General features: G+C 74.2%; 16 protein-coding genes. 8 read left to right on the top strand and 8 right to left on the bottom strand.

Features of this window, described 5'->3' with window-relative positions; genetic code table 11:
* The 3 genes from LLG88_01495 to LLG88_01485 all read right to left on the bottom strand — a co-directional run.
* Positions 1–1,150, bottom strand: a 1,150-nt coding sequence (locus tag LLG88_01495) for a hypothetical protein (protein MCE5245584.1), incomplete at its 3' end; no start/stop codon positions are given.
* A 251-nt stretch (positions 1,151–1,401) separates the two neighbouring features.
* Positions 1,402–2,379, bottom strand: a complete 978-nt coding sequence (locus tag LLG88_01490; protein ID MCE5245583.1) for a hypothetical protein — start codon at positions 2,377–2,379, stop codon at positions 1,402–1,404.
* A gap of 186 nt (positions 2,380–2,565) precedes the next feature.
* Entirely contained in the window at positions 2,566–3,711 is a 1,146-nt protein-coding gene (locus LLG88_01485; protein ID MCE5245582.1) for a DNA topoisomerase IV subunit A, read from the bottom strand.
* A gap of 170 nt (positions 3,712–3,881) precedes the next feature.
* Between LLG88_01485 and LLG88_01480 the strand changes: the two genes are divergently transcribed.
* The 4 genes from LLG88_01480 (at position 3,882) to LLG88_01465 (ending at position 8,471) form a co-directional block, all read left to right on the top strand.
* Positions 3,882–5,129: a PP2C family protein-serine/threonine phosphatase gene (locus LLG88_01480; GenBank protein ID MCE5245581.1), complete on the top strand. Its 1,248-nt coding sequence runs from the start codon at positions 3,882–3,884 to the stop codon at positions 5,127–5,129.
* 109 nt (positions 5,130–5,238) lie between these two features.
* Entirely contained in the window at positions 5,239–6,387 is a 1,149-nt protein-coding gene (locus LLG88_01475) for a histidine kinase (GenBank protein MCE5245580.1), read from the top strand.
* A 19-nt stretch (positions 6,388–6,406) separates the two neighbouring features.
* Positions 6,407–7,150, top strand: coding sequence for a LytTR family DNA-binding domain-containing protein (locus tag LLG88_01470; GenBank protein MCE5245579.1), 744 nt, complete (start codon positions 6,407–6,409; stop codon positions 7,148–7,150).
* Positions 7,151–7,268: 118 nt separating this feature from the next.
* Positions 7,269–8,471, top strand: coding sequence for a hypothetical protein (locus tag LLG88_01465; GenBank protein ID MCE5245578.1), 1,203 nt, complete (start codon positions 7,269–7,271; stop codon positions 8,469–8,471).
* Between the two features lie 18 nt (positions 8,472–8,489).
* Here the strand turns inward: LLG88_01465 and LLG88_01460 are convergent, their stop codons facing one another.
* Positions 8,490–8,849, bottom strand: a complete 360-nt coding sequence (locus LLG88_01460; protein ID MCE5245577.1) for a hypothetical protein — start codon at positions 8,847–8,849, stop codon at positions 8,490–8,492.
* A 163-nt stretch (positions 8,850–9,012) separates the two neighbouring features.
* Here LLG88_01460 and LLG88_01455 point away from each other — a divergent pair, with 163 nt between their 5' ends.
* Positions 9,013–10,977, top strand: a complete 1,965-nt coding sequence (locus LLG88_01455; protein ID MCE5245576.1) for an ATP-binding cassette domain-containing protein — start codon at positions 9,013–9,015, stop codon at positions 10,975–10,977.
* 582 nt (positions 10,978–11,559) lie between these two features.
* Here LLG88_01455 and LLG88_01450 read toward each other — a convergent pair.
* The 4 genes from LLG88_01450 to LLG88_01435 form a co-directional block, all read right to left on the bottom strand.
* Positions 11,560–12,165 (bottom strand): hypothetical protein, encoded by a 606-nt coding sequence (locus tag LLG88_01450; GenBank protein ID MCE5245575.1) that lies wholly within the window; start codon positions 12,163–12,165, stop codon positions 11,560–11,562.
* Positions 12,162–13,445: a DUF2157 domain-containing protein gene (locus tag LLG88_01445; protein ID MCE5245574.1), complete on the bottom strand. Its 1,284-nt coding sequence runs from the start codon at positions 13,443–13,445 to the stop codon at positions 12,162–12,164. Before LLG88_01445 ends, LLG88_01450 begins: the two co-directional genes overlap by 4 nt.
* 140 nt (positions 13,446–13,585) lie before the next feature.
* A complete protein-coding gene (locus LLG88_01440; protein ID MCE5245573.1) occupies positions 13,586–14,527 on the bottom strand; it encodes a hypothetical protein in 942 nt (313 codons plus the stop codon).
* Between the two features lie 34 nt (positions 14,528–14,561).
* Complete coding sequence (locus tag LLG88_01435) at positions 14,562–15,392, bottom strand: hypothetical protein (GenBank protein MCE5245572.1); 831 nt, start codon at positions 15,390–15,392, stop codon at positions 14,562–14,564.
* A gap of 63 nt (positions 15,393–15,455) precedes the next feature.
* On the opposite strand from LLG88_01435, the gene LLG88_01430 reads away from it, so the two are divergent.
* The 3 genes from LLG88_01430 to LLG88_01420 all read left to right on the top strand — a co-directional run bounded on the left by LLG88_01430 (position 15,456) and on the right by LLG88_01420 (position 19,507).
* Positions 15,456–17,528, top strand: a complete 2,073-nt coding sequence (locus LLG88_01430; GenBank protein MCE5245571.1) for a metallophosphoesterase — start codon at positions 15,456–15,458, stop codon at positions 17,526–17,528.
* Positions 17,529–17,759: 231 nt separating this feature from the next.
* Positions 17,760–18,656 (top strand): hypothetical protein, encoded by an 897-nt coding sequence (locus LLG88_01425; GenBank protein ID MCE5245570.1) that lies wholly within the window; start codon positions 17,760–17,762, stop codon positions 18,654–18,656.
* Positions 18,657–18,748: 92 nt separating this feature from the next.
* Positions 18,749–19,507, top strand: coding sequence for a hypothetical protein (locus tag LLG88_01420; protein ID MCE5245569.1), 759 nt, complete (start codon positions 18,749–18,751; stop codon positions 19,505–19,507).
* The last annotated feature ends 257 nt before the right edge of the window (positions 19,508–19,764 follow it).

Genomic DNA, 19,764 nt, shown 5'->3' with positions numbered 1-19,764 from the left:
GCTCGAGGCCGTCGTCGGCGAGACGCGCGGCGCAGACGCGCAGGGCGGCGCCCACGGCGCGCCGGGCCGCGGGGTCGGCGGCGTCGGCGAGCGCGGCCAGCGTCCGCGACCGCTCGGCGAGGAACAGCCCCGACGGCAGCGGCCTGGCGGCGATCGCCGGCGCGTCGGGGACCTCGAGGCCGAGCGCGGCGAGCGCGCGGACGCGCGCCGAAAGCGCCGGCTCGCCCCATTCCGGATCCCCCTCGGAGAGCGGCCCCCTCTCCGCGAGGACCGCCAAGGCGCGGAGCGGATCCCCTTCGGCGATCGCGGCGTCGGCTTCGGCGACCGCCAGCGCGCGGCCCGGCGCGGGGACGCCCGGCAGGAGGGGCGGCGGGCGGACGGCCCGCAGCAGCCGCCGCGCGTCGTCGGCGCGGCCGCAGTCGGCGAGGGCGCGGACGACGGCCACCGTCGAGCGGAACCGGGCCTCCGGGCCGCCCGGCAGGTCGCGGAGCGACCCCGCGGCGGCGGCGGCGAGCGGGCAGGCCTCCTCCGCGTCCCCGTCGGCGCGAGCGAGCTCCAGCCGCAGGACGACCGCTTCGACCAGCCCGGGGGCGCGCGCCGGCGCGGCGGCCGCCTCGGCGCGCGCGCCGCGGACGTCGCCGAAGGCGAGGAGGAGCCGCGCCCGCAGCACGGCGAACTCCGGATCGGCGCGCCGCGACGCGGCGCGCGCCGCGAACCACGCGGTCGTCTCGGCCGGACGCGCCGAGGCCGCGACGAGGGCGGGGACGAGCTCCGGGTCGCGCGCGCCGGCCGCGACCGCGGCGAGGAGCTTGGCGCGGGCGTCGTCCCGGCGGCCGCCGGCGAGGTCGAATTCGGCCGCCGCGGCCAAGGCGCCGACGTCGCGCGGATGGGAGGCGAGGCGCGCGAGGACGCGGGCGCGCCAGGCCTCGGCGCGGCCGGAGGCGACGGCGAGGCGGGCGAGCGCGGCGTGCGCCGCCACGGACGACGGCCGCTCGCGGCAGATCTCGGCGTAGGCCGCGAGCGCGTCGTCCGTCCGCCCGGCGCGCGCGGCGAGCGCCGCCTCGCGCGCCTTCGCCCAGACGGCGTCCTCGGCCGCGGCGGGGAGGGCGGCGCCGGCGAGCGCCGCGGCGACGGCGAGCGCAAGGACCATCCGCCGCCGGCCTCGGGGCGGCGTCGAAGCGGCCGGGCGGCCGCGGTCTCGCGGTGAAGGCGGGTCGGGCACGTGCGTCCTGCGGATCGCGGTGAATTGGGACGCTTGAATTGTACCGGCGAACCGCGCGGCGGACTGCGTTCGCCCGCGCTCCGCGGGCGGCGTCCTTCGGTGCGGCCGGCGACGCCGCTGCGCGCGACGCGCGAGGTGCGGCGCGCGAGGCGCGGGGCGTGGGGCGGTTCGGCCCGCGCTCAGTCGAGCAGGGCGGAGGCGTCGAAGCCGGCGACGCTGCGGCGGCGCGGCTGGAGCCCGCGCGCCGAGTGCGGCTTCCCCCCCTCCAGCTCGACGAACTCGACCAGCAGCTGCCGTCCGAGGACGCCGATCGGCCGCGCGCCGAGCGCCCGCTCGACGTAGGTCGGGCGGCTGCCGTCGCGCCGACCGAGGCCGCGCCAGACCTCGGGCACGATCCCCAGCTCGACTTCGCGCGGCGCGCCGCCCCCCTCCGGCAGGACGACCGCGACCAGCGGCGCGTCGCCGTGGCCGACGACGTCCACGAAGTCCTCGGGCACGAAATGCTCGTGGCGCTCGGCGTGGCGCCGGCGCAGGACGAAGTACGGGCCGCCGGCGAACGCCGCCAGCGCCCCCGTCGGGCATTCCGGATCGCCGCCGACCCAGCCGTAGAGGCGCGGCCCGGCGGCCCGCAGGATCAGGCGGTCGCTGCGCAGCGTGAACGCCGCGACTTCGAGCCGCCGCGGCGCGGCGCCGTCCGCGACCTCGAGCATGTGGCGGGTGACGCGGTTGACCGTCTCGGTCCGCACGCGGAGCGTCCCGCCCGCGAACGGGAGCGTGGGGTCGAGTTCCGGCGCCTCCGGCGCGTCCTGCGCCTCGAGGACCCGCTCGGCCTGCGCCTCCGACGACTCGACGATCCGGCCGTCCACCGGGTCGAGGTAGGCGGCGGCGAGCTCGTCGCCGCGCCCGAGGACGAGCCGTCCCGCGGCGTCGAAGCCGCACGGACGCCACGGCCCGAACTTGGCCTTGAAGGCGATCCGACCGAGCGAGACGTCCACGCCGACGGCGTGCCGCTCTCCCCACGCGACGATCATGTCGCCGCAGAGGATGCAGCGCGGCGCGTCCGCGGCCGGCGGCGCGACGCGCCGCGGCAGCGGAACGAGCCAGGAAACCTCGACGCCGGGGCGCTTGGCCGACCAGCGATGACCGAACAGTCCCATTTCGCGCGTCCAGTCGCCCCGCGGGCAAGCGCGGGGCGGACGACACACTTTGCCCCCGCGCGGGGCGGCGTCAAGTCCCCGGCGCGCGGGGCGTTCCGGGGCGGCGGGAATCTCGCCGCGCTCCGGGCGCCGCGGGCGCCTCGTTCACCGGCGCGGCGGGCGCCGCGTTCCCCGGCGCGCGGGAGGTCAGGGGAGGAAGCGGTCCGCCTTGGCCAGCTTCTCGGGGAGGTACTCCTCGATCACGTAGTTCAGCCCCCACTTGGCGAGGGCCTGCTGCTCGGCGCGGACCCCCATCCGGAGCTGCTGCTCGAGCGCCTTGGCCCAGACGGGGTAGGTCTTGAAGAACGGGTCGTTCTTCAGCGCGTCCTTGGCCCGCTTGACGTCGATCTCCTTCAGCGGGTGGGTCGGCAGCTTGTAGTCCACGATGTCCTGCGGCGTCACGCCGAGGAAGCGCGCCTGCGGCACGCAGAAGAAGCGCGAGACGTGGGCCGCGTTGCCGGAGCCGACCTTGAGCGTGCGGTAGATGTTGGAGATCCCGTAGGGGTCGCAGTCGACGAAGGCGTAGACCGGCAGCCGGCATTCGTCGGCCAGCTTGCGCACGAAGCGGCGCGTGGCCCGCGTCGGCACGCCGGCCATCGACACGAGGATGCAGTCGGCCTTCTCCCAGAAGCGGTGGCTCTGCAGCCGCTGGAACATGCCGCCGGTCTCGATGGCGAGGACGAACTTGGCGCTCGTCTCGAACGAGAGGTGCTCGACGAGCGAGGGGATGCTGTAGGCGCCGGAGCCGAACTGCGTGCAGTCGATGCGGTGGACCGCGCCGGTCGCGTAGTCGGGGTCGTTGACGATCAGCTCGCCGGCGACCGCGCCGCCGTGCTCGTCGGGGATGAAGCGGAGCTGCTCGCGGCTCAGCCCCTCGATCGAGAACAGCGCCTCGATGTCGTCCATCACCGTGTCGGACTCGGCCTGGTCGTGGAAGCCGGCCTCGGCCCAGTTCTTCGACTGGTAGTACGCGTCTCGCTTCGTGGCGAAGTCGTTCGTCTCCACGAGGTCCTTGGAGAGCGACATCATCTTCAGCGTCTGCGCGAACGTCCGCACGGTGGAGACGGTCAGCGTGCGGCTCTTCTTGGAGCGGCCGATCTCGAAGTATCCCTTCGCCTTGTCGAAGTGGACGTTCTGCAGGCTGCGCACCGGGAACGACATCTCCGGCTTCTGGCCCTTCTCGATCTTGCCGTGCACCTTGCGCGCCGCGTCCTGGATCGCGTCGATCGTCTTGCGGTCGAGGCGGTCCTTGTCCTTGCGGCTCGGTCCCTCGCTTTTCGACTTGGCGGTCATGGTCTTCCTCGCGTGTCCGGCCAAGGATAACCGCCGCCGGGCCGGCCGTCCCGCGCGCCGTTCGGGAGCGTCCTGCGACCGATCGTTTCCGCGCCTGACCGGCGTCTGTTTTGTGTAGTACCGTTGGCCCGCGGCCCCCGAGGGGAGGCCGCTTTCGAGGGTCCTGAGTCTTGGCGAACGGCCTGCCGATCCGCCTGAGCACGCTTCCGTCCGTCGCCTCGGCGGGCGGCGCGCGCGGGGTGCGCCTGTTCGCCTTCTGGGCGGGCGGCGCGGCGGCGGCCGGGGCGGCGATCGGCTTCGCGATCGAGACGCTGATCTCGGTCCTGACCGGCAGCCCGTTCGACGGCTGGTTCGTGCGGCAGAGCGTCCTCTTCGGCGAAGCGGTCGCCTTGTCCGCGCTCGTCGCCTCGCGCTACGTCCTGCCGTCGCTCGCCGCCCTCTCCGCGGCGCTGCGCTACAGCGTCGTGCTCGCGGCGCTGGTCGGCGGCTCGGTCGCGGTCACGGCGCTCTCGCTCCTGCTGCGCCCCGGCGTCGTCTTCGCGCGGCCGATCGCCTTCCTCTCGCTGATCGCGGCCAACATCGTGCTCGCGCTCGTCGTCGGCGGGGCGCTGATCGCCTGGGACCGGCTCAAGGCGTCGCTCGCCGGCGCCTACGCCGAGCTGCGCGAGAAGGACGCCTTCGTGCGCGAGCTGGAGCTGGCGCGCGAGGTCCAGCGCGGCCTGCTGCCCGAGCGCGCGCCGCGGATCGACGGCTGGGAGATCGCGTTCCGCTGCCGCATGGCGGCGCTGGTCGGCGGCGACATGCTCGACTTCGTCCCGCTCGACCGCGGGCGGCTCGGCCTGTCGGTCGGCGACGTCTCGGGGAAGGGGATCGCCGCGGCGCTCCTGATGGCCAACGTGCAGGCCCTCTCGCGCGTCGTCGCCTCGCTCGAGGACGACCCGGCGCGGCTCAACGCCATCCTCTCCGACGCGGTCCACACGCGCGCCGTCGGCGGCCGCTACGTCACGTTCGCCTACGCGGTGCTCGATCCGAAGGACGGCGCGGTCCGCTGCTCGCTCGCCGGGCACCATCCGCCGATCGTCGCCGGGCCGCGCGGCGCGCGCCTGCTCGAGCAGGGCGGCGTGCCGCTGGGGATGTTCGCCGGCGCCGCGTACGAGTCGGCGCAGGACGTCCTCGCGCCGGGGGAGACGATGGTGCTCTACACGGACGGACTGATCGAGGCGCCGGCCGCGGGGGACGACGACGAGCAGTTCGGGCGGGAGCGCCTGACGGACGTCGCGCTGCGCTGCCGCGGGCGCGCCGCCGAGGAGCTCGCGGACGCGATCCTCGAGGCGCTCGACCTCCACACCGGCGGCGCCGCGCCCGCCGACGACACGACGCTCGTCGTGGTGCGGCGCGCGCCGCGGGCGGACGCGTGAACGGGCGGAACGGCCGGCGGCCCGCCGCCGCGGGCTCCGCGCGGCGCGCCGAGTGCGGACGCGCGAGCGCCCGGCGGAACGGCCGGCGGCGCGCCGCGGAGGAGAGCCGATGAGCAGCGGCGGCGTGGGGTCGCCGATGCCGGTGACCGGCAGCCTGGCGGACGAGGAGCGTCGTCCGCCGGTCTATTCGGTGCTGCGCTACTTCCTGCTGCAGGCGCTCATCGCCGGGGGGCTCGGCGGCGGCGCCGGGACGCTGGTCGGGATGCTCGCCTCGGTCCTCGACCCGCCGCACAAGTTCGTCTATCCGCTCGTCGCGGTCGGCGCGCTCACGGGGCTCTCCGCCGGCCTGCTCGCCACGTTCTGCGGCCGGACGGTGCTGCCGCGGCTCGTCGGCTTCAGCCTGCCGCTGCGGGTCGTGATCGGGTCGCTCGCGCTGGTCGGCGGCGCCTTCGCCGCGACGGGGGTCGGCTTCTGGCTCTTCCCGCGCTACGCCCTGCACGCCGGCAGCTCGGTCCTGCTCGTCGGCGCGATCAACGGCCTCCTGGCGCTGATCGCGGGACTGCTCGTCTTCCTCTACGAGGACCTCAACCGGCGGCTCGCCGCGGCGCGCGAGCAGCTCGTCGCCGAGCGCCTCGCGCAGGCGCACGCCGCGGAGCGCGCCGCGCGCGCCGAGCTGCAGGCGCTGCAGGCGCGCATCAACCCGCACTTCTTCTTCAACGCGCTGAACACGGCCGCGGCGTTGATCCAGGACGACCCCTCCGCGGCGGAGCGGCTGCTCGAGCGCTTCTCCGATCTCTTCCGCTACGCCTTCCGGCGCGGCGGCGAGGAGCGGGTCTCGCTCGAAGAGGAGCTCTCGTTCGTCGCCGACTACTTGGCGATCGAGAAGGCGCGCTTCGGCGAGCGGCTCGTCTATCATGTGGACGTCGCGCCCGAGGTCGCCGACGAGCTCGTCCCGCCGCTGATCATGCAGCCGCTGGTCGAGAACGCCGTGCTCCACGGACGCGATCCGGAGACGGGGCAGGGGAGCGTGACGGTCCGGGCCTTCAGGGACGCCGCGCGGCGGACGCTGATCGAGGTCCGCGACGAAGGCCCCGGCCCGGGCGAGGCGCAGCGGACGAAGCCGAAGGGACACGCGCTGGAGAACATCGCCGCGCGGCTCACCTCGGCCCGCGGCGGGCGCCTGGAAATCGTGGCCGCCGAAGGGGGCCGGGGAACGGTCGCGCGGGTCGTTTTCCCGCCGCCGGCGACGTGGTTCTGAACCGAACGAGGAGCGAGGCATGAAGCTCAAGGCCGTGATCGTCGAAGACGAGCCGCCCGCACGGCGGCGCTTGGTCCGGCTGCTCGAGGAGACCGGCATGATCGAGGTCGCGGGCGAGGCCGACACGGTGCGCGACGCGGTGGAGAAGATCCGCGCGATCGACCCCGAAGTCGTCTTCCTCGACATCCGCATTCCCGGCGGCGACGGCTTCGACGTCCTGCGCCGGCTCGAGGAAATCCCGCCCGTGATCTTCGTCACCGCGTACGACGACTTCGCCGTGCGGGCGTTCGAGGAGGACGCGGTCGACTACCTCGTCAAGCCGGTGACCGCGGAGCGGCTCAAGGAGGCCTTGGAGCGGCTGGCGCGGCGCGTCGAAGGGGCGCGGGCGCCGGAGGGGCTCGGACGGATGCTGACCCGCGGGCAGGGGATGCCGCCGCGGATCGTCGCCCGGCGCCGCGGCCGGATCGTCCTGCTCGACCCCGGCGAGGTCTCGCACCTCACCGCCGACCACACGCTCGTCTTCGCCTGGAAGGACGGCCAGTCCTACCTCGTGCCGCGGACGCTGCAGGAGCTGGACGAAGTGCTGACGCCGCTCGGCTTCCGCCGCTGCCACCGTTCGGCGCTGGTCAACCTGCGGCACGTCACGTCGGTGCGCCCGGCGGAGTCGGGAAACTTCCTGCTCGACCTCGACGACCCCGACAAGACGTCGGTCCCGCTCAGTCGCCGCAGGGCGCGCGAGATCCGCGAGGAGGTCGGCTTCTGACCGGGCGGCCGGACCGCTCGCTTCCCGCCGCGGCCCGCTCGCCGCTTCGGGACGGCGGGCCGCCGCGCGGAATGGTAATGCTCAACGCGAGGGGCCGAGGCGAGGCCCGGAGGCTCGGATGAAGACGGCGCGCGCGATCCTGCTCCTGCTGGCGGCGGTTCTCGTCGCGCCCTCCGTGCGCGCCGACGAACGGCAGCCGGCGCCGCAGCGCAAGGAACTGCGGGTCGGAGCGCTGCGCTTCGCGAGCGGGAAGTCGCTCGAGATCGCGCAGGGGGAGACGAGCGACGGCGACGTCTACGCGCTCGTCGTGGACGCGCGCGTCGCGGGGACCGTCGCCGGCGACTTCGTCGGGGCGGCGAAGGCCGTGCGCGTCTCCGGCACGGTGGAGCGGGACGTGGACGCCGCCGGCGCCGACGTGGACGTCTCCGGCGAGGTCGGCGGGCGGCTGCGCGTCGCGGCGAACGAGGCCGCGCTCTCCGGCACGGTCGCCGCGGACGCGATCTTCCTCGGCACGTCGGTCAAGGTGCAGCCGAGCGCCGTCGTCGGCGGCGCGCTGATCGTCAACTCGGGGCGGGTCGTCGTCTCCGGACGCGTGGACGGGCCGGCGTGGATCAGCGCCGGGCAGGTGACGATCGAGGGGCGGATCGCGGGCGACCTGACCGTCGCGTGCGACGAGCTGACGATCGGCCGCGGCGCGCGGATCGACGGCAACCTCGTCTACGAGTCGCGCAACCCGGCGACGATCCCGCCGGACGCGGTCGCCGGCAAGGTGACGCGGACGGAGAAGGCGCCGCCGCCGCCCGAGGCGAAGGAGGCGGCGGGCGGCTCGATCCACCTCGGGCTCCGCGTCTACTTCGCCTTCGTCGCCCTCGCGGCCGGCGCGCTGCTGATCATCTTCTTCCGGTCGTTCGTGGACGGCGCGCAGAAGCGCAACGACGACGGCCACTCGCTCGCCGTCTCGTTCGGCATGGGGCTGGTCGCCCTCTTCTCGCTGCTCGTCCTCGGCGTCCTCTGCTGCGTGCTGCTGCCGCTCTCGCTCGCCGTCTTCGCCGCCATCGCCGCGCTCGGCTACGCCGGCGCGCTGGTCGGGAAGATGCTGCTCGGCCGCTGGGCGTTCCTGCTGCTGCGGCGGTCGGCGCCCCATCCGGTGCTGGCGCTGCTCGTCGGCGTGGTCGTCGTCGGCGTGGTCGGGCTCGTGCCGTACGTCGGCGGCCTGTTCTGGTTCGTCGTGACGGTGACCGGGATGGGGGCCTGCATCATGCAGCTGCGCGACGCGGGCAAGCCGGCGGACGACGCGCCGCCGCCGCCGCCCGAGGGCTGACGCGGCGCCGCGGAAAGGTCAGTCCGAGAGGATCACGCCCCGCGCGTCCACGTGTCCCGCCGCCCGCAGCAGCGCGCGGCAGAGGGCGATCGGCAGGGTGTCGTCGGCGACGTAGACCGCCGTCACCCAGCCGCTGCCCTTGGAGACTTCCTCGGCGCTGCGCCGGACCCAGACTTCCGGCATCGGGTACTCGATGGTCAGCTTGACGCCGCGGTTCGCGGCGAGGAACGCGTCCACCGCGGCGAAGGCCAGCTTCACGTCGCCGCTGTAGTTCGGATAGGTGTCGTCCGGAAGTCCGCCCGTCTGACAGCAGACCAGCGTCGCGACCAAGCGGTTCAGCAGCGGTCCGGCCGGCAGTTCGTCGAGATTCACGGGCATCAAGCGTTCCCCCCTGTGCGGCGGCGGTAGTTTACCCCGGATTCACTCGCCGCCGGCAAGGCGCGGACGGGCCTTGCCGCGGTCGGTCCCGCCGCGCGGCCGCCGAGGCCGTTCCCGTCGGCCGATTTGGCGGGGCGGCGCGGGTCCGCTACCTTTACCGACCATGCTGACCCTCGACGGAGTCGGCCGCACGGTCCTGGGACGGACGCTCTTCCAAGGCATCACCTGGACGATCCATCCCGGCGACCGGGTGGGGCTTGTCGGCCCCAACGGCTGCGGCAAGACATCGCTGCTGCGCATCGTCGCCGGCATCGACGAGCCGGACGAGGGACGCGTGTCCCGTTCCGCGGGGCTGCGCATCGCCTACCTGCCGCAGGAGGTCGAGACGGAGGTCGGGAGCGACGCCCCGCTGATCGAGGCGGCGCTGGCCGGGGCGGGGGAGATCCGCGAACTCGGCGACGACTGCCGCCGCCTCGCCGACGAGATGGCCGCGGCCGCGGCCGATCCCGCGGACGCCGAGCGGCTCGCGCGCCTCTCCGACGTCTACGGCGAGCGCCGCGCCCTCTTCGAGTGGTTCGGCGGCGACCAGCTCGAGGCGCGCGCCAAGGCGGTCCTCGGCGGGCTCGGCTTCGGCCCCGACGACTTCGACCGACCGGTGCGGACCTTCTCCGGCGGCTGGCGGATGCGCGCGGTGATGGCCCGCCTGCTCCTCTCCGGCGCCGACCTGCTGCTGCTCGACGAGCCGACGAACCACCTGGATCTCGACGCGCTGCAGTGGCTGGAGACGACGCTCTCCCAGAGCCCGGCGGCGATCGTCGTCGTCTCGCACGACCGCGTCTTCCTCGACCGCGTGGTGAAGCGGGTCGCCGACCTGCTCCGCTCGCGCGTCCGCTTCACGCCCGGCGGCTACACGGCCTGGGCGAAGGCGCGCGAGGAGGAGCGGCGGCTGGTGGAGCGGCGCGACGAGCAGCTCAAGCGGGACGAGGCGCGGCTCGACGAGTTCGTGGAGCGGTTCCGCTACAAGGCGACCAAGGCCGCCGCGGCGCAGGACAAGCTGCGGCTGCTCGAGGACGTCCGCGCCGAGCGGGCGCGGCTGCAGGCCGACCATCAGCGCTCGTGGAGCTTCCGCTGGCCCGACCCGCCGCCGACGCACGAGGTGCTGATGCGGCTCGACGGCGCGACGAAGCGCTACGGCGAGCACGTCGTGCTCGACGGCGTGTCGCTCGAGGTGCGGCGCGGCCAGCGGGTCGCGCTGATGGGGCCGAACGGCGCGGGCAAGACGACGCTGCTGCGCCTGCTCTCCGGCGAGCTGCGGCCCGAGGCGGGGCGGCGCGAGACGGCGCCCGGGCTGCTCGTCGGCGTCTTCGCGCAGCACCAGCTCGAGGCGCTCGATCCGGCGGCGACCGTCTTCGAGGAGGCGTCGCGCGGCGCCTACGGCCGCCTGCCGGAGGACGTGCGGCGCGCGCTGGGCACGCTCGGGCTCTCCGACCTGCACATCGACCGGGCGGTGCGGACCCTCTCCGGCGGGGAGCGGGCGCGGCTCGCGCTGGCGCGTCTGCTGCTGCGGCCGGCGAGCCTGCTGCTGCTCGACGAGCCGACGAACCACCTGGACCTGCCGCTGCGCGAAGGGCTCGAGGAGGCGCTGGCGGCGTGGCCCGGCACGCTCGTCGTCGTGAGCCACGACCGCGCGTTCCTCGACAAGCTGACGACCACGACGCTCGCCGTGCAGGACGGCGCGGTGGAGGCGATCGACGGCGGCTGGCAGGGCTGGCTGGCGTGGCGCGCGGCCAAGGCCGCGCTCGCCGCGGGGAAGACGGTGGACGGCCCGGCGAACGAGCGCTCGCGGGAGGGGCGCCGCGCGCGGGCGGAGGCGCTGCAGGAGCGGAGCCGGCGGCTGCGTCCGCTGCGCGAGCGGGTGCGGCTTCTGGAGTCGGAGGTCGAACGGGCCGAGACGCGGCTCGGCGAAGTGGACGCGCTGCTCGGCGACCCGAACGTCCATTCCGACGGCGTGCGGATGCGCGACCTCGCGCGCGAGCGGGAGTCGCTCGACGGGGACCTCGCGCGGCTTTACGCGGAATGGGAAGACGCGGCGGCCGCGTTGGCGGAAGCCGAGAACGACGCGTCCTGACGCCGCGGGTTTCGTGGGCGTAATGCCCGCGCGTTTCGCGGCGTAATGCCCGCGCGTTTCGTGGACGTAATGCCCGCGGGTTTCGCGGCGCACTGCCCGCGGGTTTCGCGGGACGCGCGTCGTGCGGCGGGGGCGGCGGCTCCGCCACGGGGCAACGGCTGCGCCGCCGCCCCCGCACGCCCGACGTGCTGTCGTGTTCGGTCGCGCGCAATGCCGATTGTCCGCGGGGGGACGATCCCTGTTGGATGGTTCGTGTCTTCTGTCTCGCCGCGCGCCGCGGCCTCGGTTCGCGGCCGCCTCTTGGTGCGCGGCGTTGCGGCACTAGGGCGCGTGTTCGTCGATGGGCGCGCGTCGCGCGGCGGGCGGCGGCGGCTCCGCCGCCGGGGCAATGGCTCCGCCGCCGCCTCCCGCCGCGCGACCCGCTCGTCGTGTTCGGCGCCGTATTCGGCGCCGTATTCGGCGCCGCGATCCGACGGACGTGCGGGAGGCAGGCGGGGCGGAATCTTGAGCGGGGCGCGACGATCGGGACGCGCCAGCCTCCCCTGCGCGTTCGGGGGGCCGCGTCGGGACGGGGGCGCGCGGTCAGGGTTTGGAGGCGGGGTTGCGCGCGGTCGGGGTCGGGCGGGAGCGGAGAAAGTCGAGGAGCGGGACGTCGCCGATGTAGAGGCCTTCGGCCATCAGGAGATCGTCGTCGATGCGGATCGCGACCCACGCGTCGCGCGGACCGTTCGGCGCCGCGTGCTCGCGGATCGTCCTCTCGGCGAGGAGGGCGAGATCCTCGGGAACGAAGAACCGCCGGCTCTCCAAGAGCGGCGTGATCAGCGGATCCTTCTCGTCGGCGCCGCCCTGGAGCCAGACCTTGCACGCGGGACCCGACGCCGGGCGATCGGCGCTGCAGGCGGCGGTCGCGAAACCGTCCGGCCCGACGCGCAGCGCCGCCCAGGCGTTCCGCCATGCCCCGACGTTCTTCGGCAGCGCGGACGCCCGCAGCGCGGGAAGGGCGGGAACGACGACGATGTACCGCCCGCTGACGGCGGCGCCGGAGGCGGCTTCGGAAACGCGAACCTTGAACGGCGTCCCCACGGCGGCGAGGTGCTTCGCCCGCGCGACGTGCAGCACGGGGGCTGCGATCTGCAGCGCGCAGACCGCGGCGAAGGCCGCGACGAGCCATTTCCCGTCGCTCTTCATGGCCCTTCGCCTCGGCGGCGGCTCGCCACCACCCAGTTGGCCGCGACGACGCCCGCGCCGGCCGAGATGAACAGCAGGCCGCGCGCGAGGAACGAGAGGTCCGAGTCGAAGAAGCGCGCTCCGGCGAGGGCCACCGCGACGCACAGCCCGTAGTTGGTCGCGCCGAAACGCGCGGCGCGGATTCCCTCGACGATGGCCGCGGCGGCGAGGGCGGCGAGGAAGAGGTCGAGCAGCAACTGCTGGGCCGGCGCGGGGCTGGCCGCGAGCAGCACGGCTGCGGCCGCCACGACGCCGAACGCCGCGAGAACGCGCTCGCGCAGGCCGCTCTTCCGCGCCAGCAGAAGCGCGGCGATCGCGCCGGCCGCTCCCGCCGCGAGGCCGACCGCGCCCGCCGCGTCCAGTCCGTCGAGGCCCGACTTGGAGACGCGCCACGGCGCTTCGAACGTGTAGATCAGGGCGAACCCCGGAATGCTCCAGCGCGCCAGCGCCGCGGGCGGACGGCGCCATGCGCCCGCGTCGGCCGCGGCGGCTTTGCCGCCCAGCGCCGCCGTCGCCGCGAGGGCGCCGCCGAGGTAGATCATCCACGCTCTCGCCGGCTGCGCGCCGTCGAGAGAGATGCACCCGCCGATGAACAAACACCCGGCGAGGAACACGGACAGCAGCCGCCACTCTCGGTCCGGATCGCGCGCGAGAAGCCAGACCTTCGGGGCCAGCAGCGCGACGCCGATCCAGAACGTCCAACACGGCACGGCGGAGTCGGGATTGGCGCCGGCGACGGCGGCGAAGAAGAAGGCGGCGGCCGCCGCCGGCGCCTGCGCGTCGAAAACGTACGACAGCGGCGCGACGAGCAGTCCGCAAACCAGAAAGAAGGCCCGCGCGTCGTCGGAGATCGGGTAGGTCAGCGTGACGAGCGTGAAGGCGGCGACGAACGACGCGGCGAGGCACGTCGCCGCCGCCTCGCGCCAGACCGTCGATTCGCGGCGCCGAAACAGCGCCCACGCCGCGGCCGCCTGGAAGGCGAGGAGCTGACCGATCGCGACGGCGACCCGCACGGCGGGCGGCCACGCGGCCCAGTCGTGGGCCACCAGCAGCACGACGCCCGCGGCGACGAGAACCGCGCCGACGGCGCCGAAGATCAGCGTTTGCAGCCGGCGGAGATCGCGGCTCTCCGGCGCGGGATAGCGCGCGGCGATCCGCGCGCCCTGATCCGCGTCGATAAGCCCGTCGGCGACCCATTGCGGGATCTCGCGGGCCAGCCATTCCGAGTGCCGATTGGACACGGGGCCTCCGCGGCGGCGACGGAGGCATTGTCGCGGCGGCGCCGCCGCGGCGTCAACGGGCCGGAAGCAGATTCACCGCGGCGAGCGGGACGGCGGCGCCTCGCGGCGCCTCCCGCGGCTCTGCGGCACGTCCCGCGGCGTCAACGGGCCGGAAGCAGCTTCACGGCGGCGAGCTTGCGCAGCAGGCGCTCGCGGCGGACGAGGAGGGCCTTGATCTGCTTCTCGGTCACGAGCCCTTCGAGGACGGCGCGGAAGTCGCCGTCCTTGAGGTCGCGCAGGCGCGCGGCGAGCGCCGGGTCGAGCGTGCCGTCCCAATCGACGAGGAACGGCGGGAGGTCCTTGTTCTCGCGGAAGCTGCGGGTGTGGTCGATCAGGTAGAACGACTCGTCGGCCGGCGCGATGAGGATGTGGACCGGGCGGCGGTCGATGTTGTAGATCAGCGCGTCGAGCACGTTCATCGAGATCTTGTTGACGCGGAACCGTTCGACGTTCCGCGGCTGGCGGCCGGCCGTGATCATCTCGCCGAGCGAGACGGCGTCCTCGATCCAGTACTGGACCGAGCCGCGCTTGCCGTCCACCTCGCGCAGCACCGTCGGCGGCACGAACCCCAGCCCGAGCAGGCGGTCGAGCCGATAGGCGGCGACCTCGTAGACGTAGCGGTCGGTGAAGTGCTCCTCGATCATCGTCGAACGGGTCGCGCCGCGCGTCTCTTCGTCCACGTTCTTGTAGACGGCGCGCAGCTCGACGCCGCCGTGCCGCAGCGTCAGCCGCACGGGGTGCGTGATCCCGTCGGAGAGCGCCTCCTGCTCGACGATCTTCCCCTTGAGCAGCGCCTCCTCGACGCGGCGGTCGAAGGCGGTCTTGCCCTGCGCGTCCCGCTCTTCCGGCTGCGGCGCGGGCGCCGTCGAGGCCGCGGCCGGCGGGGTCGGCGTCGGCGGCGCGGCCGTCTGCGCGGCGGCCGGCCACGCCGAAGCGGCGAGCGCGGCGGCGCCGGCGAGCAGCAGCGCGCGGCGCGCGGTTCCGAAGCGGAGCGGGCGCCGTGCGGCGCGGTCGGCGGAGGAGTGCGGGTGTTCGTTCGTCACGGAAAAGCCTCCGGGGGCGGTCGCGTTCGGGGGTTCAGGCGGTCGGCAGGAGCTTCAGTTCGGCGAGCTTGCGGACCAGACGTTCGCGGCGCGCCACGACCGCCTTGATCTGCTTCTCGGTGACCAGGCCGGCGAGGGCGGCGCGGATCTCGTCGTCCTTCACCTCGCGCAGGCGGGCGGCGATGCGGGGCTCGAGCGTCCCGTCCCAATCGACGAGGAACGGCGGCAGCGTCTTCTCCTCGCGGAAGGAGCGGGAGTGGTCGATGAGGTAGAAGCCGTCGTCGGCCGGCGTGACGAGGACGTTCGTCGGCTGGCGGTCGATGTTGTGGATCAGCGCGTCGAGCACGTTCATCGAGATCTTGTTCCGGCGGAACCGCGCGGCGTCCTTGGGCTGATGGCCGTCGGCGATCGCCTTGCCGACCGAGATCGCGTCCTCGATCCAGTACTGGACCGAGCCGCGCTTCCCCTCGATCTCGCGCACGATCGTCGGCGGGACGAGGTCGATCCGGAACAGCCGGTCGAGGCGGTAGGCGGCGAGCTCGTAGACGTAGCGGTCGGTGAAGTGCTGCTCGGCGACGTTGGTGCGGGAGAGCCCGCGCGTCTCCTCGTTGACCGTCTTGAAAATGGCGCGGAGCTGGACGCCGCCCAGCCGCAGCGTCAGCAGCTCGGGATGGGTGATCCCTTCCGCAGTCGGCTCGCGCGCCAGGACGTCGCCCCTCGCCAGCGCGTCCTCGACCTTGAGGTCGAACGGCGTCCGGCCGGTCGCGTCGCGTTCTTCCGGGGACGGCGCCTTCGCGTCCTGGGCGACGGCGCCGAACGCTGTCGCCGCAAGCAAGGCCAGCAACACAAACGGGCGCCGCGACATAGATTAGTCCTCCTGCGCATCAGGAACGCGAAGCGTTACACTGACCAACAAGGATATGCCTTCGTGACGCGTCTCCGGCCTGCCATTCATCGGCTCGCGTTGGCCGTCTGCCTCGTTCTCGCGGCGGGCTTGGCCGCGGTCTCCGCGCCCGCGCGCGAAAGCTCGCCGGGGGTCTGGGCCGGGGCGTCGCGGATCGTCGCCGTCGGCGACATCCACGGCGCGTACGACACGCTCGTCCTCCTGTTGCGCCGCGCGGGGCTCGTGGACGAATCGCTGCACTGGACCGGCGGCGACGCGCACCTCGTGATCATGGGCGACGTCGTGGACCGCGGGCCGGCCGACCGGAAGGCGCTCGATCTCCTGCGGCGGCTGGCCGACGAGGCGGCGGCCGCGGGGGGACGGGTGCACCAACTGCTCGGCAACCACGAGGTGATGAACCTCGTGCGCGACTTCCGGTACGTCGGCGATGCGGGGTTCGCCGCGTTCGCCGCGGAGGAGGATCCGGCCGACCGCGCGCGGGCGCTCGAGGCCTTCCGGGCGAACCGGGCCAAGAACGGCAACGGCAACGGGAACGGCGCGGGGAACGGCAACGGAAATCACGGCGGGAACGCGGCCGCGGGCGGCGCCGCGAATCACGGCGTCAACGGGAACGGAACCGCGGGCGGCGGCGCGGCCGGCAACCACGGCGGCAACGGCGTCTTCGAGAACGGCGCGCTGGACCAGTCGCTCTTCGACACGCTCTATCCCCCCGGCTACTTCGGCCGCCTGCGCGCGTTCGGCCCGGGCGGCGCCTACGCGGAGTGGCTGCTCTCGCGCCCCACGGCGGTGATGATCGACGGCTACGTCTTCGTCCACGGCGGGCTTTCGGAGGACCTCGCGGCGGGCGGAATCGACGCCGTCAACGCCGCGGTGCGGCAGGAAGTGCGGGACATCTGGCGGCTGCGGGACGTCTTCGAGCGGGCGCCGGGCGCGTTCCCCTTTCTGAACTTCGAAGAGCTGCAGCGGGCCGGGCTCGCCGTGCAGCGGCACGGCGCGTCGGGGCCGATGGCCGAGGACTTGGATCGGGCGGCGCTCGATCTGAGCAAGGTCCTCCAAGGTCCGGCGTTCGCGACCGACGGCCCCCTGTGGTACCGCGCGCAGTCGATGGACAACGAGACGCTGGAGTGGGACGCGCTCGGCGAGCGCCTGGCCGCGCTCGGCGCGAAGGTCGTCGTCGTCGGGCACTCGCCGACGCGCAGCCGCGCGCTGTCCGTGCGGTTCAACGGCCGCCTGATCCGCACCGACGTCGGCCTGTACTCGACGCACGCGCCGGTGGAGCTGTTGATCGATTCCGACGGTCCGCGGGAGCTGGACGGGCTGTCGGGGCAGACGGCCGCGCTGCGCGGCGAGCCGCCGCAGGGCGAGCGCGGGGCGAGCGGCATGGCGGAACTCCCCGACGCCCAGATGGAGCAATTCCTCGAACTGGCCGACATCGTCGCGTCGCGGCCGCTCGGCGCCGGCGGATCCCGTCCGCGGATCCTCGAGCTGTCGCGCGACCGGCTGCGGCTGCGCGCCGTGCTGAAGACGGTGGACGACACGGCGCCGGGGCGGGGCGGCGGGCCGACGCCGGCGCCGCGCCGGCCGAACCGGCACCAGAACGAAATCGCCGCCTACCGGCTCGACCGGATGCTCGACCTGCGGATGATCCCGGTGGCGGTCCTGCGCCGGATCGACGACCGCTGGGGTTCGGTGCAGATCTGGGTCGAGGCGGCGGTGAACCGGCGCGCGATGAGCCTCTACAACCTTGCGCCGCGCGACTCGGCCGAGGTCGAGCGCCAGCTCCGCCGCGCGAAGATCTTCGACGCGCTGATCGGTCTCGAGCAGCGGGACGATTCCGACGTCCTCGTCCTGCTCAACGACAGCCGGGTGTTCCTCGTCGATCAGGCGCAGGCGTTCGCGCCCGACGCCGACGCCGCGGCGATCCTCGGCGACGGGCCGTGCGCGCTCGACGAGCCGCTGCGCGCCGCGCTGAAGCGGCTGGCCCGCGGGGCGCTCCGCGCGCAGCTCGAACCGCTGCTCTCGAAGGAGCAGATCGACGCGGTGCTCAAGCGGCGGGACGCGATCCTCGCCAAGTGCGGTCCCGCGACGCCTCCCTGAGCGAGCGCGCGGCGGCGGGGAGGCGCCCGATGCGGCGCCTCGCCATGTGCCGTCCCGGGACGCCTCCCTGAGAAGACATTGTTCCGGCGCGGCCGCGGGAGTTCGGTCCGCGGCGGCGCCCCGCGGCCGGCGTCCGCTTCTCTCCCTTCTGCCCTCGGCGGGTTCCTCGTAGCATCGGCGACGGACGAAGGCGCGCCGCGGGGCGGCGACGCCTCGGGAACGGGGGATCCCATGACAAAGGGCGGAGGAGTTTCCGGCGCGGCGCGCGGCGCGGCGTGGCGGCGCTGGACGTGGCGGGGCGGGGTGGCCCTTTTCGCGGCGCTCAACGCGGCGACGGTGGCGGGCGGCGCGTGGCGCTTCCGTCCCGTCGGCGGGGTGCTCGCCGTCTTCGGCGGATTCGCCGTTCTCTACGCGGGGCTGGCCGTCCTGGCGCTCCGCGGCGTCACGTGGCCCGGCGCCGCCGCGGCGCTGATCGCCGTCGTCTCCGCGCTGGTCGGCGGCCTCTCGGGCGGCGCGACGGGCTTGGCCGCGGCGGCGTTCGCCGCGGCGATCGTTGCCGGCGAGGTCCTGCGGCGCGCGCGGTCGCTGCGCCGCGTCGCCTGGGCGGCGCCGGCGTTCCTCGCCGTTTTCGCGGCGTTGGCCGTCGCGCGCGTCCCGGCCGTCGCGGGGGAGCTGCTGTTCGGGGCACGCGAGGGGGTTGTTCACCGCTCGCGCTGCGTTCCCAAGGGCGGCTTTCAAACCATCGGCGGGGCGACGCTGCGACTCGCCGATCCCGGCCGGATCTACGTTCTCTGGTTTCGGCAGCCGGGCGACAAGCCCTGCGGCGACCTTTCGCACCGTCTCGCGTCGCTGCAGCGCGAGTTCGCATCGACGGGCCGAGTCGAACCCGTCGTCGTCTCCGCCGCCGATGATCGCTTTCGCCTCGGGCCGCCGGGAATCCTGTTCGCCGTTGACGCGCGGCGCGGCGGTGGCCAACCGAGCGGCGAGCCCGGGCCGGTGAGCGCCGTGATGCTCGACGGGAAGGAGCGGTTCAGGCTCAACGGGTGCACCGAAGATCCCGAGGCGTTCTGGCGCTCTTCGGTGAAGGCGCTGCTGGCCCCGGCGCCGCCGGCGGCCGCGATTCACTGACCTGCACTCGTGATGCGCGTCGTCGCGCGCCCGCTTCGGGCTCGCGGGAGGACGCGTTTGTGCCGCCGCAAGGCGGAAAAGGGGGAGGGATCATGAACCGTTCTATCAGTCGTCAACGAAAGGCGAGGATTCTCGGGGCGATGTTCTCCGCGGCGCTCGTCGCGGTTCTGGCCGGGGCGACCGCATCCGCCGCGACCTCGCCTCCGGACCTGGCGCAGCGGGGCGTCGCGTCGGTGGTTTCGGCGGCCGTTCAAGGCGGCGTCAGCGTAACTCTCGCCGACAAATCAGGCCTTGAGATCGGCGTGGTCACATCCACGACGGTCGCGGACGGCACGAACTTCGGGGCGTGGAGCAAGGCCGGCATCGTCGAGTTCACCGTCGAGACGTCCTCGGACCGCACGCGGGTCGTCCTGACCGAGCGGGCAACCGGAAAGTCGGGCATCGCGCGGTGGGACGCCGCGACGGCCCGCTGGATGGTCGAGGGCGCGATGGAGGAAATCGTCGGGCGCGTTCAATCGGATCTCGCGCTCTTCTGCCTGACGATGGACCTCTACGTCGGGTCGGTTCCTTGGCGCGACGCGCCGCGCGGGCCGTACCACCCCATCGAGGTCGACCCGCCCAACTGCACGGGCCCGGCCGCCGGTGGCTTCAACTGTCATGGTCGGCGCTGCAGCGCGCAGGCGATCGACTTCTACAAGTCGGCGTGCGTCCGTTTGGTCAAGTGGGAGACGCAGAACTGCTGCAAGAACGGACTTTGCGACGGTTGCTGCGACGGCCCCTACGCCGACGCGGCCTGTGTGACCGGGGAGTTCTTCTGCGTCTGCAACGGGTGGGGCATCGCCTGCGAGTGATGAACGGCTGCAGGTCGGCGGCCGGGGACGCGCGCCGCGTTCTCGGCCGTCGGCCGACGTGCTCCGCCGACCATGCGCGCGGCTTGCCGGTCGGCTCGTTCGCTTTCAGCGGATCAGGCCATCGGCCGCCCCGCTACTCGCCGGCGTTCGTCTCGGGGGGCTGCTCCGGCGGGAGGTCGCGGTGGCCGGCGACCGGCAGGCGCAGGGCGACGCAGGTCCCGTGGCCGACGCGGCTCGTCACGAGGAAGCGGCCGCCG

This window comes from bacterium (assembly GCA_021372775.1).
GTDB lineage: Bacteria > Acidobacteriota > Polarisedimenticolia > J045 > J045 > JAJFTU01.
The sequence above is the reverse complement of the archived record's forward strand: the minus strand, read 5'-3'. Positions and strand labels throughout refer to the sequence as shown.